This is a genomic window from Yoonia sp. R2331 (assembly GCF_041103235.1).
In the GTDB taxonomy this organism is placed as follows: Bacteria; Pseudomonadota; Alphaproteobacteria; order Rhodobacterales; family Rhodobacteraceae; genus CANMYO01.
Genome location: NZ_JBGCUN010000001.1, coordinates 1,197,732 through 1,219,933, shown reverse-complemented (window position 1 = coordinate 1,219,933; position 22,202 = coordinate 1,197,732). Strand labels below are relative to the sequence as shown.

General features: G+C 57.5%; 24 protein-coding genes. 19 read left to right on the top strand and 5 right to left on the bottom strand.

Going from position 1 to position 22,202, the window contains the following annotated elements; genetic code table 11:
- Positions 1-80 precede the first annotated feature (80 nt).
- The 4 genes from AB3Y40_RS06195 to yghU all read left to right on the top strand — a co-directional run bounded on the left by AB3Y40_RS06195 (position 81) and on the right by yghU (position 4,299).
- On the top strand, positions 81-680 hold the full coding sequence (locus tag AB3Y40_RS06195) for a TRAP transporter small permease (protein WP_369437921.1): 600 nt from the start codon (positions 81-83) through the stop codon (positions 678-680).
- Positions 680-2,170: a TRAP transporter large permease gene (locus AB3Y40_RS06190; protein ID WP_369437920.1), complete on the top strand. Its 1,491-nt coding sequence runs from the start codon at positions 680-682 to the stop codon at positions 2,168-2,170. Before AB3Y40_RS06195 ends, AB3Y40_RS06190 begins: the two co-directional genes overlap by 1 nt.
- Positions 2,171-2,215: 45 nt before the next feature.
- Positions 2,216-3,280 carry a TRAP transporter substrate-binding protein DctP gene (gene dctP / locus AB3Y40_RS06185; protein WP_369437919.1) on the top strand — a complete coding sequence of 355 codons (1,065 nt, stop codon included), beginning with the start codon at positions 2,216-2,218 and terminating at the stop codon, positions 3,278-3,280.
- Positions 3,281-3,450: 170 nt separating this feature from the next.
- The gene (yghU, locus tag AB3Y40_RS06180) at positions 3,451-4,299 is read left to right on the top strand and encodes a glutathione-dependent disulfide-bond oxidoreductase (protein WP_369437918.1); all 849 of its coding nucleotides are present in this window, start codon (positions 3,451-3,453) and stop codon (positions 4,297-4,299) included.
- Here yghU and AB3Y40_RS06175 read toward each other — a convergent pair.
- Positions 4,296-4,604 (bottom strand): SH3 domain-containing protein, encoded by a 309-nt coding sequence (locus AB3Y40_RS06175; protein ID WP_369437917.1) that lies wholly within the window; start codon positions 4,602-4,604, stop codon positions 4,296-4,298. The two genes, yghU and AB3Y40_RS06175, sit on opposite strands and share 4 nt — an antisense overlap.
- Before the next feature lie 76 nt (positions 4,605-4,680).
- Between AB3Y40_RS06175 and AB3Y40_RS06170 the strand changes: the two genes are divergently transcribed.
- The 4 genes from AB3Y40_RS06170 to ilvN all read left to right on the top strand — a co-directional run bounded on the left by AB3Y40_RS06170 (position 4,681) and on the right by ilvN (position 8,573).
- A complete protein-coding gene (locus AB3Y40_RS06170) occupies positions 4,681-4,998 on the top strand; it encodes a hypothetical protein (RefSeq protein ID WP_369437916.1) in 318 nt (105 codons plus the stop codon).
- A gap of 138 nt (positions 4,999-5,136) precedes the next feature.
- Entirely contained in the window at positions 5,137-6,891 is a 1,755-nt protein-coding gene (locus AB3Y40_RS06165) for an acetolactate synthase 3 large subunit (protein ID WP_369437915.1), read from the top strand.
- 4 nt (positions 6,892-6,895) lie between these two features.
- Positions 6,896-7,879 (top strand): DUF2971 domain-containing protein, encoded by a 984-nt coding sequence (locus AB3Y40_RS06160; RefSeq protein ID WP_369437914.1) that lies wholly within the window; start codon positions 6,896-6,898, stop codon positions 7,877-7,879.
- A 130-nt stretch (positions 7,880-8,009) separates the two neighbouring features.
- Positions 8,010-8,573, top strand: a complete 564-nt coding sequence (ilvN, locus tag AB3Y40_RS06155) for an acetolactate synthase small subunit (protein ID WP_369437913.1) — start codon at positions 8,010-8,012, stop codon at positions 8,571-8,573.
- 123 nt (positions 8,574-8,696) lie between these two features.
- Here the strand turns inward: ilvN and AB3Y40_RS06150 are convergent, their stop codons facing one another.
- Entirely contained in the window at positions 8,697-8,945 is a 249-nt protein-coding gene (locus AB3Y40_RS06150) for a hypothetical protein (RefSeq protein WP_369437912.1), read from the bottom strand.
- Positions 8,946-9,276: 331 nt separating this feature from the next.
- Here AB3Y40_RS06150 and AB3Y40_RS06145 point away from each other — a divergent pair, with 331 nt between their 5' ends.
- Genes AB3Y40_RS06145 through AB3Y40_RS06125 form a run of 5 tightly spaced genes read left to right on the top strand, consistent with a single transcriptional unit; the run spans position 9,277 to position 13,504 of the window.
- Positions 9,277-10,434, top strand: a complete 1,158-nt coding sequence (locus tag AB3Y40_RS06145; RefSeq protein ID WP_369437911.1) for an aromatic ring-hydroxylating oxygenase subunit alpha — start codon at positions 9,277-9,279, stop codon at positions 10,432-10,434.
- Entirely contained in the window at positions 10,434-10,643 is a 210-nt protein-coding gene (locus AB3Y40_RS06140; protein WP_369437910.1) for a hypothetical protein, read from the top strand. Before AB3Y40_RS06145 ends, AB3Y40_RS06140 begins: the two co-directional genes overlap by 1 nt.
- A gap of 58 nt (positions 10,644-10,701) precedes the next feature.
- Entirely contained in the window at positions 10,702-11,643 is a 942-nt protein-coding gene (locus AB3Y40_RS06135) for a nucleoside hydrolase (protein ID WP_369437909.1), read from the top strand.
- Positions 11,640-12,089 carry a GNAT family N-acetyltransferase gene (locus AB3Y40_RS06130; RefSeq protein WP_369437908.1) on the top strand — a complete coding sequence of 150 codons (450 nt, stop codon included), beginning with the start codon at positions 11,640-11,642 and terminating at the stop codon, positions 12,087-12,089. The genes AB3Y40_RS06135 and AB3Y40_RS06130 overlap by 4 nt, the downstream gene beginning before the upstream one ends.
- A complete protein-coding gene (locus tag AB3Y40_RS06125) occupies positions 12,089-13,504 on the top strand; it encodes a protein adenylyltransferase SelO (protein ID WP_369439615.1) in 1,416 nt (471 codons plus the stop codon). Before AB3Y40_RS06130 ends, AB3Y40_RS06125 begins: the two co-directional genes overlap by 1 nt.
- A gap of 70 nt (positions 13,505-13,574) precedes the next feature.
- On the opposite strand, the gene AB3Y40_RS06120 is transcribed toward AB3Y40_RS06125, so the two are convergent.
- From AB3Y40_RS06120 to AB3Y40_RS06110, 3 genes are all read right to left on the bottom strand, one after another.
- Positions 13,575-14,540 (bottom strand): DUF3179 domain-containing protein, encoded by a 966-nt coding sequence (locus AB3Y40_RS06120; protein WP_369437907.1) that lies wholly within the window; start codon positions 14,538-14,540, stop codon positions 13,575-13,577.
- Positions 14,541-14,637: 97 nt separating this feature from the next.
- Positions 14,638-15,183, bottom strand: coding sequence for a peptidylprolyl isomerase (locus AB3Y40_RS06115; RefSeq protein WP_369437906.1), 546 nt, complete (start codon positions 15,181-15,183; stop codon positions 14,638-14,640).
- Positions 15,176-15,682 (bottom strand): peptidylprolyl isomerase, encoded by a 507-nt coding sequence (locus tag AB3Y40_RS06110; RefSeq protein WP_369437905.1) that lies wholly within the window; start codon positions 15,680-15,682, stop codon positions 15,176-15,178. The genes AB3Y40_RS06115 and AB3Y40_RS06110 overlap by 8 nt, the downstream gene beginning before the upstream one ends.
- Positions 15,683-15,810: 128 nt before the next feature.
- Here AB3Y40_RS06110 and AB3Y40_RS06105 point away from each other — a divergent pair, with 128 nt between their 5' ends.
- The 6 genes from AB3Y40_RS06105 to AB3Y40_RS06080 all read left to right on the top strand — a co-directional run bounded on the left by AB3Y40_RS06105 (position 15,811) and on the right by AB3Y40_RS06080 (position 22,181).
- A complete protein-coding gene (locus AB3Y40_RS06105; protein ID WP_369437904.1) occupies positions 15,811-16,989 on the top strand; it encodes a phosphoglycerate kinase in 1,179 nt (392 codons plus the stop codon).
- 123 nt (positions 16,990-17,112) lie between these two features.
- Positions 17,113-17,991: a fructose bisphosphate aldolase gene (locus AB3Y40_RS06100; RefSeq protein WP_369437903.1), complete on the top strand. Its 879-nt coding sequence runs from the start codon at positions 17,113-17,115 to the stop codon at positions 17,989-17,991.
- Positions 17,992-18,084: 93 nt separating this feature from the next.
- Complete coding sequence (locus tag AB3Y40_RS06095) at positions 18,085-18,384, top strand: FtsB family cell division protein (protein ID WP_369437902.1); 300 nt, start codon at positions 18,085-18,087, stop codon at positions 18,382-18,384.
- A gap of 122 nt (positions 18,385-18,506) precedes the next feature.
- Positions 18,507-19,508 (top strand): pyruvate dehydrogenase (acetyl-transferring) E1 component subunit alpha, encoded by a 1,002-nt coding sequence (pdhA, locus tag AB3Y40_RS06090; RefSeq protein ID WP_369437901.1) that lies wholly within the window; start codon positions 18,507-18,509, stop codon positions 19,506-19,508.
- 3 nt (positions 19,509-19,511) lie between these two features.
- Positions 19,512-20,876 (top strand): pyruvate dehydrogenase complex E1 component subunit beta, encoded by a 1,365-nt coding sequence (locus AB3Y40_RS06085; protein WP_369437900.1) that lies wholly within the window; start codon positions 19,512-19,514, stop codon positions 20,874-20,876.
- A gap of 12 nt (positions 20,877-20,888) precedes the next feature.
- On the top strand, positions 20,889-22,181 hold the full coding sequence (locus tag AB3Y40_RS06080) for a pyruvate dehydrogenase complex dihydrolipoamide acetyltransferase (protein ID WP_369437899.1): 1,293 nt from the start codon (positions 20,889-20,891) through the stop codon (positions 22,179-22,181).
- Positions 22,182-22,202: the final 21 nt, after the last annotated feature.

Sequence of the window (22,202 nt, the reverse complement as noted above, 5' to 3'; positions counted from 1 at the left end):
CGGAGCGTTTGGGGGCTAGCCCCCACCAAAAAATGAAGCGACCGCGCTAGCGGTCACCATATAACAGGGGAGGAGCCGCAATGTCGGTCCTGTTTGGGGTCCTTTGGCCCTTAGAGCGGTTCAATACCGCAATACTCGCCATTGGGCGGTTCATCTCGGTTGCGGCCCTCGCGATCATGGTCTGCTTTATTCTGGGGCAGGTTTTCTTCCGTTACGTGCTCAACGACGCGCCCAACTGGACCGAAGAAGGGGCGCGCTTTGGGATGCTGTGGATGACCGGGCTGATGGCACCTGTTGCCTACCGCATGGGCGGCTTTGTTGCGATCGACATGCTTGAACGCGCCCTGCCCCGCCTGCTGGCGGGCATCCTGTCGCTTGTCCTGATGGCGATCACCATGTGGGTGCTCTTCATTTTTTGGGAACGCGGGTTGAACAACCACCTCGACACGCTCTCGGGCCGTGGTTGTTCGTCCACACTGCGCTGGCCCTTCGGGATCGAGATCGGCAAATGCGGCGAGAAATTTCAGAACCGGTTCCAATACGCATCGCTTTGGGTGGGTGTGAACCTGCTGATCCTGGTCAATCTCGAGCTCATCATCCGACAACTCATTACGCTGGGGGGCCGTGGCGATGGCCTGACCTCCTTTACCTCTGACGAAGAAATTGCGGGGTCGTCCTGATGCTTCTTTGGTTCCTTCCGCTTTTCCTTGTCTTGATCATGGTCGGCCTGCCGGTGGTCTTTGCGCTGCTGGCATCCCCAATCGCACTGATCCTGATGGAAGGCGACACACGTAATGTTGTCGCCGGGCTTTATCGCAACCTTTACAACGGCATGGACAGCTTTCCGCTGATGGCCTTGCCGTTCTTCATGCTCGCAGGCGAAGTCATGAACCGGGGCGGCATCACTGTCCGCCTCGTTGAATTCTCCCAAGCCTTCATGGGCCACCTGAGGGGGGGATTGGCGCACGTCAACATCCTCTCCTCCATTCTCTTTGCGGGGCTTTCGGGTTCTGCCGTAGCGGACACCTCCGCGCTGGGATCAACCCTGATCCCCGCGATGGAAAAGAACGGCTACACACGCCGGTTTGCCGCCGCGATTACCGCCGCATCATCCGTCATCGGCCCGATCATCCCGCCCTCGGGCATCATGATCATTTACGCTTATGTTATGGGCGAAAGCGTCGCGGCCCTGTTCCTTGCGGGCATCGTCCCCGGCATCATGGTCGGCGTCGGCCTAATGGTCATGGTCCGGTTGTTGGCGGACCGCTATGACCTGCCCAAAGCCGAACGGATCGTCACCAAGAACCAGTCAATCACACCGGTGGAATACTGGGTCAGCTTTGCGCTCTTGCGCCTGAACCTGGCGTTCATCCTTTATGCGCTGGGTGCACTGGTAATCCGGCTGACCGGGGCAGAGACCTCCCTGCCCGCTGGCTGGACCACCTTGATCATGCTGATACCCGCGCACTTTATCCTGATGGGATATCGCAAACGGTGCAGCCATGATTTCCGCATGGTGGCGAAAAAGGCCGTGGCCCCACTGCAGACGCCCATCATCATTCTGGGCGGTATCCTCGTGGGCATCATGACCCCGACAGAGGCCTCGGCCATGGCGGTGTTCTACGCGCTGATCGTGTCTTTCTTTGTGTTGCGCTCGATGAATGGCCGTGACCTGTGGCAGGTGCTGACCAAATCTGCACTTTCCACCTCTGCGGTCCTGCTGCTGGTGGGGGCCGCCGTCAGCTTCAAAACCGTGGTCTCGCTGTCCTATGCGCCGCAGATCATGTCGGACTACATCCTGTCGCTTTCCGAGAACCCGCTGATCCTGTTGTTCCTGATCAACATCCTGCTCTTCATTGTGGGCATGTTCTTGGATGCAGGGCCTGCGATCATCATTCTGGGGCCAATCCTGGGGCCGATCTTTGTCGACCTTGGCGTGCACCCCGTCCACTTTGCCATCATCATGTCGGTCAACCTGACCGTCGGTCTGGCAACCCCGCCCATGGGCTTGGTCTTATTCGTGGCGAGTACCGTCTCGGGCGAAAAGGTCGAAACGATTGCCAAGGCGATCCTGCCCTTCCTTGCGGTCGAGATTTTCGTGATCTTCCTGATTACCTACGTCCCGGCCATCTCAATGACGATTCCGCGCTTGACGGGGTTCGTTCAATAAAGGGACAGTCGTCCCCATAACCGACCAATGAACAGGGAGAGAATAATGCTCAAAGGTCTACTGAAAGGCGCGCTTGCCGCCACGCTGTTTGCCGGGGCCTCTGCGGCCTATGCCGATGGCCATCAAGAGTTCACGATCCGCGCGACCGCGAACTCGAACGAAAACGACGAGGACTATGACGGTCTGGTCGTCTTCAAGAACTACGTCGAAGCTGCCTCAAACGGCCGCATCGGTGTGGAGCTTTTCATCGGCACGCAACTGTGCGCCACAGGTGCGGAATGCATCGAAGGTGTCTCTGAGGGTTCGATCGACGTTTACGTGTCCACCTCTGGTGGTGCGGCTGGCATCTTCCCTTATGTGCAGGTGCTTGACCTGCCCTACCTGATGGCTGACGACCGGATCGCCGAAGAAGTGCTGACCAGCGACTTTGTCCGCACCATGCGCGACATGGCCCTGGCTGACAGTGGCGATTCCGTACGCCTGATGACCATCGGTAACACCGGTGGCTGGCGTAACTTTGCCAACACGCAGCGTCGTGTGGCGATGCCATCCGATATGGAAGGCCTGAAGATCCGGACTGTTGTGGCAGACCTGCCGCAGGAATTGGTGCGCGCATTGGGTGCCTCTCCGACTCCAATCCCGTGGCCCGAACTGTTCACATCGTTCCAGACCGGCGTTGTTGAAGGGTCCAAGAACGGCATCACCGACATCATGGGCATGAAATTCCCGGATGCGGGCCTGCAGTACGTGACCCTCGACGGTCACGCCTACATGGGTGCGCTTTGGTGGATGAGCAACGAAAACTTCATGGCGATGCCAGAGGACCTGCGCCGCGTTGTGGTCGACGGTTTCTCTCAGCTGCAGCAGGCCACTTTCGCCTCGCCCAAGCGCAAGTCGATTGAAGCCTATGAGGCCTTCGTCGCGGGTGGTGGTGACCTTTACGTCCCAACCCCCGAAGAGAAAGCCGCATTCGCAGAAGCCGCTGCCCCTGTGCAGGACTGGTTCCGCGCAAATGTTGACGGTGGTGACGCGATCCTTGACGCGCTGATCGCCGCTGTGGCCGATGCCGAAGCCGCACTGGCTGATGACTACGCCAAAGACCTAAACTAAGGATCATCTGATCCTCAAGACAGGGCCGTCCTTCGGGGCGGCCCTTTTTTGTGCAAGGGGTGGCCTTGCGCACCATGTTTTTGCTCAAGCATCCCCTTGTTCGCCGCCATCGCCTTGCGTCACGCTCTGCGTGTGCTAGCTCTTTGTCACCACACAACAGGAGAGCCGCCATGACCACCTATACCCCGCCCAAAGTCTGGACATGGGATGCCGAGAATGGCGGCGAATGGGCCAAGCTGAACCGCCCAATCGCAGGTGCAACACACGACAAAGATTTGCCCGTTGGTGACCACCCGCTGCAGCTCCATTCCCTGGCGACCCCCAATGGCGTCAAAGTCACGCTGATGCTGGAAGAGTTGTTGGCCGCAGGCCATGCCGCCGAATATGACGCTTGGATTATCAAGATCACCGAAGGCGATCAGTTCGGATCGGGTTTTGTCGACATCAACCCCAATTCCAAGATCCCCGCCCTACTGGATCGGGACACCGGCCAGCGCGTGTTTGAAAGCGGTGCGATCCTGCTTTATCTGGCCGAGAAGTTTGACGCGTTCCTGCCCGCAAGTGGTGCGGCCCGGACCGAGGCGCTGAACTGGCTCTTTTGGCTGCAAGGCTCTGCCCCCTATCTGGGTGGCGGCTTTGGTCACTTCTACGCTTATGCACCCGAGAAATTCGAATACCCGATCAACCGCTTCGCAATGGAGGCCAAGCGCCAGTTGGATGTGCTGGACAGGCATCTGGCCGACAACCGCTATCTGGCTGGTGACGACTATACCATCGCCGACATGGCAACCGCCCCTTGGTATGGGCGCACGGTCATGGGTGCCAGCTATGACGCCGGTGACTTCCTGTCTGTGCATGAATACACCCACGTGATCCGCTGGATGGATGAGATCTATAACCGCCCGGCCTATCAGCGTGGCATGATCGTCAATCGGTCCTGGGGTGAAGATTGGGAACAATGCCCCAATCGCCACGCGGCCGCTGACATCGACGCGGTGCTGGCGAAAAAGCCCGACTAACGCGGGACCAAATAGTCGGCGGCAGCGTATCCTGTGACACCGGATGCGCCCGCAAGCGAGACTTTGCACCAGCGCTGACCTTCTTCAGTTACGCAATCAAAGCGCTGCAAGCTTGTTCCATCCGGCAAGCCCAGCAAGACCCTGAACCCCAGTCCGGGGCCAGCGCGTAGCTTTAGCATGTCCACGCCTGTGCCGCTGACCTCCACCTCGTCACCCGTCACAGCAGCGCAAGCGCCAAGCCACAAAACGACGCCCAGAACTGTTAAGCTGCGCACCTGCATCACCTCTTCCGTGTTTTTCTTCATGCTCACCCTGACAGATACACCGTCATTAGGCACGTGTTGGTTGGGGCAAGGGTTAAGAAAAGAACGGCCAGCGAAAATGGATACGATCACCGTTGAACTCACGGCCGCCATTGCAAGAACAACTGCCAATACGGTCACTGTTGATGTGAAAACAATAAATGATCCTGCAAATGGCATGATCCCGCAACCAATGGTGATAAAGCCACCCCGGCATAGTTACGACAATGGAAAGCGCGAGATCGCGATACCACTGAGAAAGAAGCGCCCCCTCGCACCCCGACCAACGGATAGAAGTATACCGCAAAATCACCCTCTGAAAGAAAGTTGCGAAAAATCGCCCCTTGGCGACATTTTCTCCACGCGGGCAGTTGACCCCTGCCGCACTGCCGCATAGGGTCCGCTCCATGATACAGATTGTACTAGTCGTAGGAAGTATGCGCATGGGCCGGTAACGGTTGACCCATTCAGGTTCCCATGCGCCCCCGAAACTTCGGGGGCTTTTTTATGACTGGCGCTCAAAAGGACAAAGAAGATGAGCAAACAGATGACCGGCGCGAAAATGGTGGTGCAGGCCCTGATCGACCAAGGTGTCGACACGGTCTTTGGATACCCCGGTGGCGCAGTCCTGCCGATCTATGATGAGATCTTTCAGCAGAACCACATCCAGCACATCCTTGTCCGCCACGAACAAGGGGCCGTCCATGCCGCTGAAGGCTATGCGCGGTCGACCGGCAAACCGGGCGTGGCGCTTGTGACCTCTGGCCCCGGTGCTACCAATGCGGTGACCGGCCTGACGGACGCGCTGATGGACAGCATCCCGATCATCGTGCTCACCGGTCAGGTGCCGACGTTCATGATCGGCTCTGACGCATTCCAAGAGGCCGATACCGTGGGCATCACCCGCCCTTGTACGAAACACAACTGGCTGGTGAAAGAGACCGACAACTTGGCCGGTGTCTTGCACGAAGCGTTCCACGTCGCCACCTCTGGCCGTCCCGGCCCTGTCCTGATCGACATCCCCAAGGACGTGCAGTTTGCCAGCGGGACCTACACCGAAAAGGCCAAACGCAAATCGCACTACGCCCCGCAGGTGAAGGGCGATATCGATATGATCACCGAACTTGCCAAAGCGATGGAGAAAGCAAAACGCCCAGTGTTCTACACAGGCGGCGGTGTCATCAACTCCGGCCCCGCCGCGACGCAGCTTTTGCGTGAACTCGTGGCGGCCACAAACTTTCCGATCACGTCAACCCTGATGGGGCTGGGCTGTTACCCGGCCTCTGGCGACAATTGGATCGGAATGCTGGGCATGCATGGCCTCTACGAGGCCAATATGGCAATGCACGACTGTGATCTGATGATCAACATCGGTGCGCGCTTTGACGACCGCATCACTGGCCGGATCGACGCCTTCAGCCCGGGTTCGAAGAAAGCGCACATCGACATTGACGCATCGTCCATCAACAAGGTGATCCACGTTGATATGCCGATCCTTGGCGACTGCGCCCATGTGTTGGAGGATCTGCTGAACGTTTGGAAATCCCGCGGTCGTAAAACAGAAAAGGAAGGGCTCGCCAAATGGTGGGGCCAGATCAACGAATGGCGCAGGGTCGATTGTCTGGCCTTTAAACAGGAAGGCAAAGTCATCAAGCCGCAGTACGCGCTCGCCCGGCTCGAAGCGCTGACCAAGGACCACGACCGCTACATCACCACCGAAGTCGGTCAGCATCAGATGTGGGCCGCACAGTATCTGGGGTTCGAAGACCCCAACCGCTGGATGACCTCCGGGGGTTTGGGCACGATGGGCTACGGTTTTCCCGCGTCAATCGGTGTGCAACTGGCCCACCGCGACAGCCTTGTGATCAATGTCGCGGGTGAGGCTTCTTGGCTGATGAACATGCAGGAACTCGGCACCGCAGCCCAGTATCAGCTGCCCGTGAAACAATTCATCCTCAACAACGAACGCCTTGGCATGGTGCGCCAATGGCAGGAACTCTTGCACGGCGAACGCTATAGCCAGTCCTGGTCAGAGGCCCTGCCCGATTTTGTGAAACTCGCGGATGCCTTCGGTGCCAAGGGCATTCTGTGTTCGGACCCTGACGATCTCGACGATGCGATCATGGAGATGATCAACCACAACGGCCCGGTTGTGTTCGACTGTCTGGTGGAAAAGCACGAAAACTGCTTCCCGATGATCCCATCAGGCAAGCCGCATAATGAGATGCTTTTGGGCGAGAACGCTGATACGGCGAATGCGATTCAGGGTGCTGGGCAGGCGTTGGTGTAAATCCGTGGAACTCAATAGAGAAGACTACTTGAGAATCTTCAACCCGATCCTCGCGGAAAGATATCAAACGCTGGCAAATGAAAAATTCGATCTGGTGCACTATACAAGCGCGTCGAATGCTCTGCGCATTTTGAACGACCAACGGGTTTCATTGCGAAATGCTAGCTTGATGAATGATTTCTCAGAAATCGACCACGGGGAAAAATGTATTGTTGAAGCATGGAAGAGTGTGCATGGGCGCGGCAACGGTCAGATTCCTAACGGTGAGCTTTTTAATCTATTGCACGATATTTCCCCAGTCATTTTCCCGGCTGTTGAGCAAACATTCGACAAGGTCTTGCACCAACGGCGGATTGACTCCTTCCTCTTGAGCCTCGCTGAACATGATGAAAAATCGGAAGGGACACTTGGACGATTGTCAATGTGGAGGGCGTATGGCGGACGGACGAATGTGGCTCTCGTCCTGAACAACTTCTCCGAAACGCCCGATGAAGCTTCAGGGGCTTTCACCGTTCCCGTTACTTATTCAAATTTTGAACAGTTCTCAACTGATCACTTTCCAAAATTGGTGGCTGCTCTGAGAGACAACATCGAGACGCTAAAATGTATGTCTCCAGACCAGATCGCCAGGGCGGTCTCTTGGACCCTCCACACACTTTCAATTTCAATCAAGCATCCTGGTTTCTCTGAAGAACGTGAATGGAGAATACTCTATGCTCCGTGGCTAATTTCCGATGACGAGATCGAAAGTCGAGTTGTCGATATTGGCGGCATACCCCAAAAAGTATTTGACCTAGACCTATCACCTAATAGGAACACAGATCGTCCGTGGCGCCAGATTCCAAACCTACTAAAAAAGGTAATCATTGGCCCGACCGAGCATCCGTGGGTTCTCTATGAAGCTTTCGTAATTGAGCTGGAAAACCTAGGGATCTCCGATGCAGGATCGAAAGTCATCGTGTCAGAGATACCGATCAGGAGAAGATGATTGAACAATTCGCAAACAGCTACCCCCACCGCACGGTTAACGCCGGTTAGGACTTTCATGCATACGGTTTGTGCATGTTTTGTGCATCGGTTGTGGTTACCGGTTTAGGACAAGAAAAGGGACGAAATAGATGTCACCGCTCAAGATCAAAAAAGGCTCCACCAGCCACTCCGCCTATGACCTCCGCTCGACCTTCGGGGACGAGGTTGAGCGTCACACATTGGCGGTCATCGTCGAAAACGAACCGGGGGTTCTAGCAAGGGTCATCGGGTTATTCTCGGGCCGTGGCTACAATATCGAAAGCCTGACCGTGGCCGAGATCGATCACACAGGTCATCTCTCACGCATCACGATTGTCACCTCTGGCACGCCGCAGGTGATCAACCAGATCAAGGCGCAGCTTGGCCGGATTGTGCCGGTGCACGAGGTGCATGATCTGACCGTTGAAGGCGCTTCGGTGGAACGTGAACTGGCGCTGTTCAAAGTCGCAGGCAAAGGCGATCACCGGATCGAGGCGATCCGTCTGGCCGATATCTTCCGCGCCAATGTGGTCGATAGCACATTGGAATCATTCGTCTTTGAGATTACGGGCACACCTGAAAAGATTGACGCTTTTGCAGACCTGATGCGCCCTCTGGGCCTGCAAGAGGTCGCGCGCACTGGCGTTGCCGCCTTGTCGCGTGGTGTGGAGTAGCACCCCCATAAACGCGCAACTGCCCGGCAGGGAGGCTCCGGGCAGTTGGCAGTTTTGACGGCCCTAAACGTGCGATTGGGGCGACACGTAAAGGGCCTGGGCCGATCAGCTACATAGGCCCGATCAGCCGTCCATTGCAGGCAGGATGCCCGCTTCTGTGGCCGCGGCAATTTCGTCCGCGTCCAGCAGGCCATCGCCCGAGACATCAAGTGTTGTGAAGTCTTCTTCGGTCATCTCAGGCATGGCCGCCTGAAGCTCTGGGAAACTGTACATACCGTCGGCATCCACGTCGATCGCCGCATCCTGCGCAATGGCAGGCAGAGCCATAAGAACAAGGGCTACGGGGAGTGTCAGGATTGTCTTGGCAGTCATGTTGGATTTCTCCTTTGGACATCGCACCAGACGTCATGTCGGTGCTGCAGCGAACATGGATATGGCATCGGTCGGGTGCCAGATGATGGCCCCCAATGCCCTTAGAACCGGCAGCACTGCGCCAAATCTTAGCCCAACACTCGGCATCCTCGTGCCGGGTGTGGAGCGGGATTTGCCAACCGGCAATTCTTGACCGACGCATTGGGTCTGCATGGGCATCTCCTCGCGCAAGAGGTCGCTGTGAAGAAAGTGAAAGTCGCCTACAAACATCTCAAACAAGGGGTGATCTGCTATTGTGATTCCACGCAATCTGCATTGAAGGACCCTCAAGATGGCCAAAGACCTGCCTCTGTCCGACCTGTCAGCTGTTCGCCGCGATGTGGCGACCGCCCAAGGGTTGCCCAACGCGCATTACGTCGATCCAACTGTTTTTGAAGAAGAAAAACACGCCGTCCTGTTTGCAAACTGGACAGGATTGGCGGTGACATCTGACGTACCAGAGAATGGCGATGCCAAGCCGATCGAGTTTCTGGGCATCCCGCTGTTGTTGATCCGCGACAAGACTGGCCAGGTCCGTGTCTTTCAAAACATCTGTCGCCACCGGGGCATGGTCTTGGTGTCAGAGCCGCGCAAGATCGAAGGGGCAATCCGCTGCCCCTATCATTCTTGGTGCTACTCGACCGAGGGCAAATTGGTCAGCACGCCGCACGTCGGCGGCCCCGGTTACAACACGCACGAGGCCATCGTCAAAGACGACCTTGGTCTGATCGAAGTGCGCAGCCACATCTGGTTCAACACCGTTTTTGTCAACATCGACGGCAACGCAGCCGCGTTTGAAACCGTACACGCCGACCTCTTGGACCGCTGGGCCGAATTTGACGTCCCGATGCATGCAGGTGGTGCCGAAAGCAGCATTGATCTTGAGGTTCAGACCAACTGGAAGCTCGCGGTTGAAAACTATTGTGAAAGCTATCACTTGCCTTGGGTTCATCCCGGCCTGAACAGCTATTCGCGCCTTGAGGACCATTATAATATCGTTGAATCGGGGCGTTACGCTGGTCAGGGCACGTTGGTCTATCGCCAGCTCAAAGGCCCTGACGACGCCGTATTTCCCGACTTTGAAGGCTTGGCCGAGAAGTGGGATGAGGGTGCGGAATACATCAGCGTCTTTCCCAATGTCCTGTTGGGCGCGCAACGCGACCATACCTTTGTCATCATCCTCCAGCCCAATGATCTGAACAGCACAACAGAACATGTTCATTTGTTCTATGCAAAAGATCAGGTGAACGAGGATATGCGGCACCGCAACGCCCATCTTTGGAAAACCGTGTTCGAAGAAGACATTTTTGTTGTTGAAGGCATGCAGAAAGGCCGCCGGGCGCCAGGGTTTGACGGCGGGCGATTCAGCCCGGCGATGGACAGCCCCACCCATACGTTCCACGATTGGGTCGCAGGCCAATTGCAGGTGCACCGCGCCAACGCGGGCTGATGACGTCACTGGATGACAGCCTGCTCGCCGCGCATGCGTCGGGCGATCATTGGGCGTTGGTCAATCTATATCTGCAGGCCGCGGATCAGGCCAATGATCTGGACGCCTCATGCTTCTATCTGACCCACGCATATGTTTTTGCACTGGAACAAAACCATCCGGCACAAAATGACATTCGCGCCCGGTTGCGGCGTCATGGACGCATCTGACCCCTTGCCCCCGACAGCGCCAGACGACACACTGCGCCCCTGAAGACAAGGAAGACCCATGGCGCCCCGCAAGATTATTATCGACACAGACCCCGGACAGGACGATGCAGTCGCGATCCTGTTGGCGCTGGCGTCTCCAGAAGACATCACAGTGCTGGGCATAACCGCCGTGGCCGGAAACGTCCCCCTGCCCTTGACCGAAAGGAATGCCCGGATCGTTTGCGAACTTGCTGGCAAGACCGACACCAAGGTGTTTGCTGGCTGTGATCGACCACTGGTGCGCACTCTGGTTACGGCAGAGCATGTGCATGGCAAGACCGGCCTTGACGGTCCACAGATGGATGATCCAACCATGCCGCTGCAGGATCAGCACGCTGTCGACTTCATCATCGAGACGTTGCGCACCGAACCGGCTGGCAGTGTCACGCTTTGCCCGCTTGGCCCCCTTACGAATATTGCGACAGCCTTTGAGCGTGCGCCGGATATCATCAAAAAGGTGCAGGAAATCGTGCTGATGGGGGGCGCCTATTTTGAGGTGGGCAACATTACACCGGCAGCCGAATTCAACATCTACGTGGACCCCGAAGCTGCCAAAGCGGTATTTGCGTCAGGCGTGCCAATTGTGGTGATGCCGCTCGATGTGACCCATAAGGCGCTGACAACCCGCGAACGCGTTGATGCCTTTCGCGCAATGGGAACCCGCGTCGGTGACATGGTGGCAGCCTGGACCGACTTTTTCGAACGGTTCGACAAGGAAAAGTACGGCTCTGAAGGTGCGCCGCTGCATGACCCTTGCGTGATCGCCTATCTGATCGCACCTGCGCTGTTCTCTGGCCGCACCGTGAATGTCGAGATTGAAACGTCATCGGATCTGACCCTAGGCATGACCGTTGCCGACTGGTGGCGCGTCACGGACCGCCCGGCCAATGCGCTGTTCATGGGGGATATGGATGCCGCCGGGTTCTTTGATTTGCTGACCGAACGGTTGGCGCGGCTATGACCACGGCATTGATCCTTGCGGGTCCACAGGACGCGCCGCGCGCTTTGGACCTGATGGCGCGGCATCATGAAGAGACGCAGCAACCCTATGATGATGCCCATCGCGAGGCTGTCGTTACCCCAATCCTCGAAGGTTCTCCTCTTGGAGCGATCTGGCTGATCGGGCCACAACGCGCCCCGCTGGGCTATGTGATGGTGACATTCGGTTGGTCTGTGCCCTTGGGCGGGATGATCGGTTGGCTGACAGAGGTTTATATCCGACCGTCCGTCAGGCGGCGCGGGATTGGGACTGAGGTGGTTCATTCTGTTGCTGTCTCGCTGCGCGAGGCCGGCATGAAGGCGCTTCACGCCCACGCCGCCGGACCTGACGACATCGCCAGCCGCTTTTGCCGCAGAGTTGGATTTACGGGATCAGAGACGGTCATCTTGATGACCGACCGGTTGTGATCGCGATCCCTTTTGACAATTCATTTGCGCGCTTGCCTGCGCAGATGTTCACAACATTGCCACCAACCCCTGTCAAAGCGCCTGCCTGGATTGCGCGGAATGATGATCTGGCGGCCCTTCTTGGCATTGACGGTGCTTGGTTCGGCGCTGATGCAGCGCGGGATGTCTTTGCAGGCAATGCAGTCGCAGACGGCAGCACCCCGCTTGCACAGCTTTATGCGGCGCATCAGTTCGGCCAGTGGAACCCGCAGCTGGGTGACGGCCGCGCGATCCTGTTGGGGGAAGTTGTCGGCACCGATGGGGTGCGGCGCGATATTCAATTGAAAGGGTCTGGTCGCACGCCCTATTCGCGCAGCGGTGATGGCCGATCATGGCTGGGGCCGGTGCTGCGCGAATATCTGGTGTCAGAGGCGATGCACGCCCTTGGTGTGCCCACGACGCGCGCGCTTGCAGCTGTTACGACAGGCGAGGACGTCTATCGCGAAACCCGCCTGCCCGGCGCGATCCTGACCCGCGTTGCGCAAAGCCATATCCGTGTCGGCACATTTCAGGTGCATGCAGCGCGTGGTGATCTGGAAGCGCTCGAAGCGCTTTATCAACACACCACCGCGCGACATTATCCTGACGCCACATCACCCGATGCGTTTCTGCGCGCAGTCGTCGCCCGGCAAGCCACGCTTGTCGCGCAATGGATGGGGCTGGGGTTCATTCATGGGGTGATGAACACCGACAATTGCAGTGTCGCAGGCGAGACCATTGATTATGGTCCCTGCGCCTTTGTGGATGCCTATCACCCCAGTAAGGTCTTTAGCTCTATCGACCAGATGGGCCGCTATGCCTATGGTAACCAGCCGGGCATTGCCGCGTGGAATTGCGCGCAATTGGCAACGGCGCTGATCCCGCTTATGCCGGATAAGGATGAGGCGATTGAGGTGTTTACCGCCAGCGTGAACACTTTTCCCGACCTTTACGAGGCGGCCCACCTTGAGGTTTTCGCTGGTAAGTTGGGGCTGACCAATCCGACGCCCGACGACAAAACACTGATCGAAGATCTGCTGGCGCTGATGGCCACAGATGGCTCGGATTTCACCAATACCTTTGCCGGGCTGGCCGGGGCGAATGCACAAGATCAATTTGCCGATCGCGATGCCTTCGCAGACTGGCAGGCCCGCTGGTCAGCCCGGCGCGCACCGGATTACGCGGCAATCATGGCGCGTTGCAATCCGCAGGTTATCCCTCGCAATCACCAGATAGAGGCGGTGATCGCCGCTGGCGTCGCAGGCGGCTTTGATCCCTTCCACGAAATGTTGGCTGTCATCACACAACCATTCGCCCTGCTTGATGGCACCCGCCAACCTTATGCTGTCCCACCGACAGAGACCGAGGTCGTCACGCGCACCTTTTGCGGCACCTAAGCAGCGCTACCGCACGATCAAACGGGCTCAGATCACCGAAGCACCATGATGTCGTGCGGGCTTTGCCCGCTCAATTTGGCAACATCCACGTGCCGTCCGGCCAGAAAGCGTGAAAGGCAAAGGCAAACATTACGTCGTGGGCCACGTCAGCACCACTGGCATCGCGCACCCGTACATTGCCAACATCGCGACCTGCCGCAATCCGCTGGCTGTCAAGCGCCGATGCCTGTCCGGCAGTCCAGCTGAGTGTGACACCCGCCTCTTCGACTTTGCCCTCTTCGGCCAACCGGGTCATCGGCCAAGCGCGATTACCGACGCGGACCACGCGCGCCAAGGCGGGGATGTCGTGCGGCGGCATCTCTCCGGAATATAGGAACGGCCGTTGCGAGCTGTCATATTGCACATATGGATTGGCCCCATACCGACGCGGAAAATTGGGTTCCTGCATTACCAGACCATCTGGGTTGCGGGCGGCAAAAAGCTCCCAACTTTCCATCCAACTGGGCAGCGTGTCCAATTCGACACCAGTCAATTCACCGACGATGCCGGTGCCAACAGCCTGCTGCCACCAGCTTTCGGTTTGGCGGTCATACATGACCATATCGGAATTGCGGAGTTTGCCAGAGACGCCAAATTCCAGCACCTGCCCTTGCACCCGGCGATCAAAGGTGATGCCAGAGTTGCACAAAGGGCAGAACGTCACCGCGACCGGCAGGCCACCCACACTATCGTTCACGATTTCATGCCATGTCAGGTAGCGGATCGGATAGGCGCGCGGTACTTCGCCCTCAATCTCGAGCGTGATGACCGGCTCCAGCGGTTGCAGACGGTTTTCCTCTGCCACGGCAATAAAATCCGGCCCGGTCAGTGCCGGGATGCCATCCTTGGGCGGGCCGCCAGATAGGATTTCGACCCAGTTTTCAACGGTGGTTTTTTCGAAGTCCGTGTTCGGCCATTCATGCACCCAGAAATCGGGATTGGCATGGGCCGGTGTCATCCACAGCAGCGTGGCGGTCATCAGGGAAATCAAGCGCATCAAAGGTCTCCGGGTCGTGGTTGTCTTACCCTGACCTTTCAAGCGCTTGCGGCATAGCCCCCTCGCGCGAACGTGAGGGGGCTATGAATAAGAAGTGTTAGTCCGTGACCCGGACTGCAGACATCATGTCGGGCTCGCCGATCACAGCCCCGTTTGGACCGTCGCCGCGTTTGATTGCGTCAACCACATCCATGCCCGACGTCACCTCGCCCACGATCGTGTACTGACCGTTCAAGAAGAGACCCGGTTCAAACATGATGAAGAATTGGCTGTTGGCCGAATTCGGATTTTGCGCCCGCGCCATGCCCACTACACCACGCTCAAAGCTAAGTTCAGAGAATTCGGCCGGAATGTCAGGCAGGCTGGACCCGCCGGTGCCAGCACGCCGCATGTCGCCGCCGGCCTTGCCAAACTCAACATCGCCGGTCTGGGCCATGAAGCCATCAATAACCCGGTGAAAGACCACACCATCATATGCCCCATCCGCGGCGATCGCGGTGATCTGGGCCACGTGCAAAGGTGCAACATCTTCGAACAGATCAACGACGATTGTGCCGTTCGCCTCGCCCGCGATGTCGATCTCAAGCCCGGTTGCCTGCGCTGTCCCGGCGCACAGCGCCAGTGGGATGATCCACTTAAACATCGGCGGCAACCTTGACGCTGACCATCCGGTCAGGGTTCGCAGGCGGCTCGCCCTTGGCGATGGCGTCAACGTGTTCCATGCCTGAAATCACCTGCCCATAGACCGTGTATTGACCGTTCAAGAAGTCATTGTCTTTGAAGTTGATAAAGAACTGGCTGTTGGCAGAATTCGGGTTGGCCGAACGTGCCGCACCCAGCGAACCGCGTGCGTGCGGGATTTTAGAGAATTCAGCGGGCAGATCAGGCATGTCCGACCCGCCGGTTCCGGCACGGCCCGGGTTATAGTTGTTTTCCATATTGGCATGTTCGACATCGCCCGTCTGGGCCATGAACCCATCAATAACCCGGTGAAAGGCCACGTTGTCATATTTGCCAGCGCGGGCCAGTTCCTTCATCCGTTCAACGTGCTTGGGCGCCACATCGGGCAGCAGTTGAATGGTCACATCACCATCCTTGAGGGTCATGATGATTGTGTTTTCGGGGTCTTTGATGTCGGCCATGCCGTTCTCCTACACTTGTTTGTTGGGGCCAGACATATGGCCCAACGGCGCAATTGCCAAGCACACGCTGTTGACGTTCACGCATCCTTGCCGCATCTGAGCGTCACGTTGACCCAAAGGAGCGTGAAATGGCTTGGAAAACCCTTGATGAGATGGATCTGAACAAGAAACGGGTCCTTGTGCGGGTCGATATCAATGTTCCGATGGAAAACGGCGAAGTGACGGATGCCACACGGATCGAGCGCATTGTGCCGACGGTGGACCATATCCAGCACGCTGGTGGCACAGTGATCCTGATGGCGCATTTTGGTCGCCCCAAGGGCAAGGTCGTGCCAGAGATGTCGCTAGAGCATATTGCGGGAACAGTTGCTGAGGTGCTTGGCTGGCCTGTGGTTTGGGCGAATGCGGATTACCGCGATGCGGTCAAAGAACTGGAAGGTGACGAGGTTTTGCTGCTGGAAAACCTGCGATTCAATCCCGGCGAAGAAGCCAATGACCCGGCCTTTACCAAGCGCCTTGCCTCACTCGCCGATATCTACGTCAATGACGCCTTTTCAGCGGCACACCGCGCCCATGCCAGCACAGAGGCGATTGCCCACCTGTTGCCCGCCTGCGCTGGCAGACTGATGGAAGAGGAGTTGCGCGCGCTGGAAAACGCGCTGGAGACACCAAAGCGCCCTGTCACGGCAGTGGTTGGCGGCGCAAAGGTGTCAACCAAGCTGGATCTGCTAGGCAATCTGGTCGCCAAGGTCGACAACCTTGTGATCGGTGGCGGCATGGCCAACACCTTTCTTGCCGCGCAAGGCATCGACGTTGGCAAGTCGCTCTGCGAACACGATCTGGCAGAGACCGCCCGCGACATCCTTGCCAAGGCAGAGGCAGCCGGATGCAAGATCATGTTGCCCGAAGACGTTGTTGTCGCCCGTGAATTCAAGGCTGGAGCCGCCCATGAAACGGTCAACGCGGATGCTTGTCCTGCAGATGCAATGATCCTGGATGCGGGTCCCAACGCCGTTGGCGCGATTGCAGCCGCTTTGGAGGCAAGCGAAACGCTTGTCTGGAACGGCCCACTTGGTGCGTTCGAGATCGAGCCGTTCGATGCGGCCACCAATGCTGCCGCGAAAAAGGCGGCGGAACTGTCGAAAGCAGGCAAGCTGACCTCTGTTGCCGGTGGTGGTGACACGGTGGCTGCGCTGAACAAGGCCGGTGCGGCGGACGACTTCACCTACATCTCGACTGCTGGTGGTGCCTTTCTGGAGTGGCTGGAAGGCAAAGAGCTGCCCGGTGTTGCCGCCCTGCAAGGCTAATCGCACCTGATAGCGCCAGCGTTAGCGCCACCAGAATTGTAAGCCTGCCAGCCCTGCCCTAAGCACAAGCCAAGGGACATCACCCTTGGAAATTGAAGGCGGAGATTGAAAGTGCATCAGGACATGGCAGCGCAAGTGCGCAACGGGAACGGGTTTATTGCGGCACTGGATCAAAGCGGCGGCTCAACCCCCAAGGCGTTGCGGCTTTATGGCGTTAATGAAAATGCCTATGCCAACGATGCCGAAATGTTCGATCAGATCCATGCGATGCGCGCGCGCATTGCCGACGCCCCCGCTTTTACTGGTGCCAAGGTAGTTGGTGCCATTTTGTTTGAGATGACGATGGACCGCGAATTTGGCGGCCAACCCGCGGCCAAATACCTGTGGAACGAACGTCGCGTGGTGCCTTTCTTGAAGATCGACAAGGGGTTAGAGGCTGACGATAACGGCGTTCAATTGCTCAAGCCGATGCCGGGGCTTGATGCCCTTTTGGCGCGCGCCAAGGACAAGGGCATTTTTGGCACCAAGGAACGGTCTGTCATCAATGCAGCATCCGAAAGCGGGATCGAAGCCATCGTCACGCAGCAGTTCGATGTGGGGTTTCGCGTGCTGGAGCGTGGGCTGATGCCAATCCTTGAGCCTGAAATCAATATCAACATGGCCGACAAAGAGACGGCAGAAAAGATGTTGTGCGACGCGATCCTGCGGCATCTGGCACGGATTCCCGACGGGCAAGAGATCATGTTGAAGCTGACTTTGCCGGAACAGGCTAACGTCTATCAGCCGCTGGTGAACCACCCCAAGGTGATGCGGGTCGTGGCCTTGTCAGGTGGCTATGATCGGGCCGAGGCCAATGCTCGTTTGTCACAGAACAAAGGTGTCATTGCCAGCTTTTCGCGCGCGCTGACCGAAGGCTTATCAGCACAGCAAAGCGACGCAGATTTCAACCAAATGCTGAGCGAAACGATTGAGGACATCTTTGCCGCCTCTGTCGCCGGATAAAATCTGCGCATCGCACCATTAAAGGGATTCACAAGGCGATTCGTTTGTGCGATTCTACCGAAACGCAGCCAACAAGAGCTGCAGGAGAGGCAGATGAACCGGCGTACCTTGCCCCCGATGGGCCCCCTTTTGTATTTTCTTGGTGCGCTGATGTTGTGCCTCTATTTCACCTTTGCCGCCGTGCAAGGTGACTACGGCGTGTTCAAGCGCGCCGAAGTGAATGCAGAAGCGCGCGATTTGCAGGCAGAGCTTGTAACACTGCGCGCCGAGGTCTCGCGGATGGAAAACCTGACGACCCGTCTGTCGGACACTTTTCTGGACCTCGATCTGCTGGATGAGCAGGCCCGCGACGTGCTGGGCCTGATCCGCGCAGACGAGCTTGTTATCCGCTAAACGCAACACGGGGTTGTCCTGAGGTGTTGACCTAGGGGCGCATTGCGTCTCGCTTTGGTCCCGGCTATGCTGTAGCGATAGTTTAACGCTAAACTATTCTGTCGCCACCAGGGAGGACACCTATGCCACCGAAGAAAGCGGCCAAGAAGCCGAATGTTTCTGCCGAGGAATTGCTGGGCCATTATCGTGAAATGTTGTTGATCCGCCGGTTCGAGGAAAAGGCCGGTCAGCTCTACGGAATGGGCCTGATTGGTGGCTTCTGCCACCTCTACATCGGACAAGAGGCCGTTGTTGTTGGCCTGGAGGCTGCTGCAGAAGACGGCGACAAGCGCATTACATCGTACCGCGACCACGGCCATATGCTGGCCTGCGGCATGGACCCCAAAGGTGTCATGGCAGAGCTGACCGGACGTGAGGGCGGCTATTCCAAAGGCAAGGGCGGCTCTATGCATATGTTCAGCAAAGAGAAGCATTTCTACGGCGGTCACGGAATTGTCGCCGCACAGGTGCCACTGGGTGCCGGTCTGGCCTTTGCTGACAAATATCTCGACAACGGCCGGGTGACCTTCACCTATTTCGGTGACGGGGCTGCAAACCAGGGCCAAGTCTATGAAACTTACAACATGGCCGAGCTGTGGGATCTGCCGGTCGTATTCGTTATCGAAAATAACCAATACGCCATGGGCACAAGCGTCCAGCGCTCAACCAAGTCGCCCAGCCTGTGGGAGCGTGGTGCCGCCTACGGCATCCCCGGCGAAGAGGTGGACGGCATGAGCGTTCTGGCCGTCAAAGAGGCCGGTGAACGTGCCGTTGCCCACTGCCGCGCGGGCAAAGGCCCCTACATTCTGGAAGTGAAGACCTACCGGTATCGTGGACATTCCATGTCGGACCCCGCGAAATACCGGACCCGCGAAGAAGTGCAAAAGATGCGCGACGAGCGTGACCCGATTGAGCAGGTCCGTGACATGCTGCTGACCGGCAAGCACGCCACAGAGGATGATCTCAAGGCCATCGACAAAGAGATCAAAGGCATCGTCAACGACGCTGCTGAATTCTCCAAGGAAAGCCCAGAGCCTGCATTGGAAGAACTTTGGACCGACATTTACGCGAAAGAAGAGGTGTAAATCATGGCAACCGAGATCCTGATGCCCGCCCTGTCGCCGACAATGGAAGAAGGTACGCTGGCCAAATGGTTGGTCAAAGAAGGTGACACCGTATCAAGCGGTGACATCATGGCCGAGATTGAAACCGACAAGGCCACGATGGAGTTCGAAGCCGTCGATGAAGGCATTGTCGGCAAAATCCTGATCGCCGAAGGCACCGAAGGCGTCAAAGTGAACACTGCGATTGCGATCCTTGTCGAAGAAGGCGAAGACGTACCTGCCGAAGGTGCCGCCCCTGCCCCCGCAGCGGCAGCAGCCCCAGCCGAGGCCGCACCGGCACCGGCTGAAGCAGCGGCGCCAGTCGCCGCACCGGCAGATCAATCGCCTGATTGGCCTGAAGGGACAGACGTCAAATCGACAACTGTGCGTGAAGCATTGCGTGACGCCATGGCCGAAGAGATGCGCCGTGACGACCACGTTTTCCTGATGGGTGAAGAGGTTGCAGAGTACCAAGGTGCCTACAAAATCTCTCAGGGTCTGCTGGACGAATTCGGCGCGAAACGCGTCATCGACACGCCGATCACAGAGCATGGTTTTGCAGGGATTGGGGTCGGTGCGGCCTTTGGTGGCCTGCGCCCGATTGTCGAGTTCATGACGTTTAACTTCGCCATGCAAGCCATTGACCATATTATAAACTCCGCCGCCAAGACACTGTATATGTCGGGCGGTCAGATGGGCGCGCCGATGGTGTTTCGCGGGCCAAATGGTGCGGCTGCACGGGTTGGCGCACAGCACAGCCAGGACTATGCCGCATGGTACATGCAGATCCCGGGACTGAAAGTTGTGATGCCTTATTCGGCCTCAGATGCCAAAGGCCTGATGAAGACGGCGATCCGCGACAACAATCCCGTCATTTTCCTTGAGAATGAGATTCTGTACGGGCGGTCGTTTGATGTGCCGGTCATGGATGACTTCACGATCCCATTCGGCAAGGCCAAGATTGAACGCGCCGGTGATGACGTCACGATCGTATCGTTCGGGATCGGTATGACATATGCACTCGAGGCCGCAGAAAAGCTGGCAGAAGAGGGTGTGAATGCGGAAGTGATCAACTTGCGCAGCCTGCGCCCGATGGACATGCCCGCCATTCTGGAATCGGTGCGCAAGACAAACCGGCTGGTCACCGTCGAAGAAGGCTGGCCGCAAGGCAGCGTTGGCGGCTATATCGCCAGCACCGTGATGCAAGAGGCGTTCGACTATCTAGATGCCCCGGTCATCACCTGCACCGGCAAGGACGTGCCTATGCCTTATGCTGCCAATCTTGAAAAGCACGCGCTTGTAACGACCGCAGAGGTCATCGAAGCCGTCAAAAAAGTCACCTACCGTTAAGGAGAACGCGCGATGCCGACAGAAATTCTGATGCCCGCACTGTCCCCGACAATGGAAGAAGGGACCTTGGCGAAATGGCTGGTCAAAGAAGGTGACACCGTATCCAGCGGTGACGTCATGGCCGAGATTGAAACCGACAAAGCCACGATGGAATTTGAAGCCGTCGATGAAGGCGTGATTGGCAAGATCGTCGTGGCTGAGGGCACCGAAGGTGTGAAGGTCAACGATGTGATCGCCTTGCTTCTTGAAGACGGTGAAAGTGCTGACGACATCGAAGACACGACCGCAGCAGCAGCAGCGGCCCCTGCCCCTGCAGCCGCACCAGAAGCGGCACCCGCTGCGCCATCGTCCGCGCCTGCGCCTGCAGCATCTGCAAAAGATGGCAACCGGGTCTTCGCATCTCCGCTTGCGCGGCGTATCGCGGCTGACAAAGGTTTGGACCTTACTGCGATCAAGGGCTCTGGCCCGCATGGCCGCATCGTCAAAGCCGACGTCGAAAACGCGCAACCCGGTACCAAACCTGCAGCGGCACCTGCGGCCAAAGCGGACGCCGCACCGGCGGCACTTGCGGCTGGTCCATCGACCGATGTCGTAATCAAGACCTACGAAGGTCGCCCGTTTGAAGAGGTCAAACTGGATGGCATGCGCAAGACCATCGCAGCCCGTCTGACAGAGGCTAAGCAGTCGGTGCCGCATTTCTACCTGCGGCGTGACATTCAGCTTGATGCGCTGATGAAGTTCCGCAGCCAGCTGAACAAACAGCTTGAACCACGCGGCGTGAAATTGTCGGTCAACGACTTCATCATCAAGGCCTGCGCGCTTGCTTTGCAGCAAGTCCCAGAGGCGAATGCTGTCTGGGCCGGTGATCGGACGCTGAAATTCGAAAAGTCGGATGTGGCCGTTGCCGTTGCCATCGAAGGTGGGTTGTTTACTCCGGTGTTGAAGGACGCCGAGATGAAGTCTCTGTCCGCCCTGTCCGCTGAGATGAAGGACCTTGCAGGCCGCGCCCGTGACCGCAAATTGGCGCCGCATGAGTATCAAGGCGGCAGCTTTGCGATTTCCAACCTTGGGATGTTCGGGATCGACAACTTTGATGCCATCATCAATCCGCCCCATGCTGCCATTCTGGCCGTTGGTGCGGGCGTCAAAAAGCCGATTGTCGGGACCGATGGCGAATTGACAGTAGGGATTGTGATGTCTGTCACGTTGTCCGTCGATCACCGTGTGATCGACGGGGCTTTGGGTGCAAATCTGCTGCAGGTAATCAAGGACAACCTTGAAAATCCTATGACGATGCTCGCCTGATACCTCTTTGAAAACAAAAGA

Excerpts from the sequence above, each read along its gene's own strand:
- AB3Y40_RS06120 (WP_369437907.1), bottom strand. The coding sequence starts at position 14,540 with ATGCGCTTGATTTCCCTGATGACCGCCACGCTGCTGTGGATGACACCG.
- AB3Y40_RS06195 (WP_369437921.1), top strand. The coding sequence starts at position 81 with ATGTCGGTCCTGTTTGGGGTCCTTTGGCCCTTAGAGCGGTTCAATACC.
- AB3Y40_RS06140 (WP_369437910.1), top strand. The coding sequence starts at position 10,434 with ATGACGTCACTGGATGACAGCCTGCTCGCCGCGCATGCGTCGGGCGAT.
- AB3Y40_RS06115 (WP_369437906.1), bottom strand. The coding sequence starts at position 15,183 with ATGTTTAAGTGGATCATCCCACTGGCGCTGTGCGCCGGGACAGCGCAG.
- AB3Y40_RS06150 (WP_369437912.1), bottom strand. The coding sequence starts at position 8,945 with ATGACTGCCAAGACAATCCTGACACTCCCCGTAGCCCTTGTTCTTATG.
- AB3Y40_RS06110 (WP_369437905.1), bottom strand. The coding sequence starts at position 15,682 with ATGGCCGACATCAAAGACCCCGAAAACACAATCATCATGACCCTCAAG.
- AB3Y40_RS06165 (WP_369437915.1), top strand. The coding sequence starts at position 5,137 with ATGAGCAAACAGATGACCGGCGCGAAAATGGTGGTGCAGGCCCTGATC.
- pdhA (WP_369437901.1), top strand. The coding sequence starts at position 18,507 with ATGCCACCGAAGAAAGCGGCCAAGAAGCCGAATGTTTCTGCCGAGGAA.
- yghU (WP_369437918.1), top strand. The coding sequence starts at position 3,451 with ATGACCACCTATACCCCGCCCAAAGTCTGGACATGGGATGCCGAGAAT.
- AB3Y40_RS06095 (WP_369437902.1), top strand. The coding sequence starts at position 18,085 with ATGAACCGGCGTACCTTGCCCCCGATGGGCCCCCTTTTGTATTTTCTT.
- AB3Y40_RS06080 (WP_369437899.1), top strand. The coding sequence starts at position 20,889 with ATGCCGACAGAAATTCTGATGCCCGCACTGTCCCCGACAATGGAAGAA.
- AB3Y40_RS06105 (WP_369437904.1), top strand. The coding sequence starts at position 15,811 with ATGGCTTGGAAAACCCTTGATGAGATGGATCTGAACAAGAAACGGGTC.
- AB3Y40_RS06100 (WP_369437903.1), top strand. The coding sequence starts at position 17,113 with ATGGCAGCGCAAGTGCGCAACGGGAACGGGTTTATTGCGGCACTGGAT.
- AB3Y40_RS06135 (WP_369437909.1), top strand. The coding sequence starts at position 10,702 with ATGGCGCCCCGCAAGATTATTATCGACACAGACCCCGGACAGGACGAT.
- AB3Y40_RS06085 (WP_369437900.1), top strand. The coding sequence starts at position 19,512 with ATGGCAACCGAGATCCTGATGCCCGCCCTGTCGCCGACAATGGAAGAA.
- dctP (WP_369437919.1), top strand. The coding sequence starts at position 2,216 with ATGCTCAAAGGTCTACTGAAAGGCGCGCTTGCCGCCACGCTGTTTGCC.
- ilvN (WP_369437913.1), top strand. The coding sequence starts at position 8,010 with ATGTCACCGCTCAAGATCAAAAAAGGCTCCACCAGCCACTCCGCCTAT.
- AB3Y40_RS06175 (WP_369437917.1), bottom strand. The coding sequence starts at position 4,604 with ATGAAGAAAAACACGGAAGAGGTGATGCAGGTGCGCAGCTTAACAGTT.
- AB3Y40_RS06130 (WP_369437908.1), top strand. The coding sequence starts at position 11,640 with ATGACCACGGCATTGATCCTTGCGGGTCCACAGGACGCGCCGCGCGCT.
- AB3Y40_RS06190 (WP_369437920.1), top strand. The coding sequence starts at position 680 with ATGCTTCTTTGGTTCCTTCCGCTTTTCCTTGTCTTGATCATGGTCGGC.
- AB3Y40_RS06145 (WP_369437911.1), top strand. The coding sequence starts at position 9,277 with ATGGCCAAAGACCTGCCTCTGTCCGACCTGTCAGCTGTTCGCCGCGAT.
- AB3Y40_RS06170 (WP_369437916.1), top strand. The coding sequence starts at position 4,681 with ATGGATACGATCACCGTTGAACTCACGGCCGCCATTGCAAGAACAACT.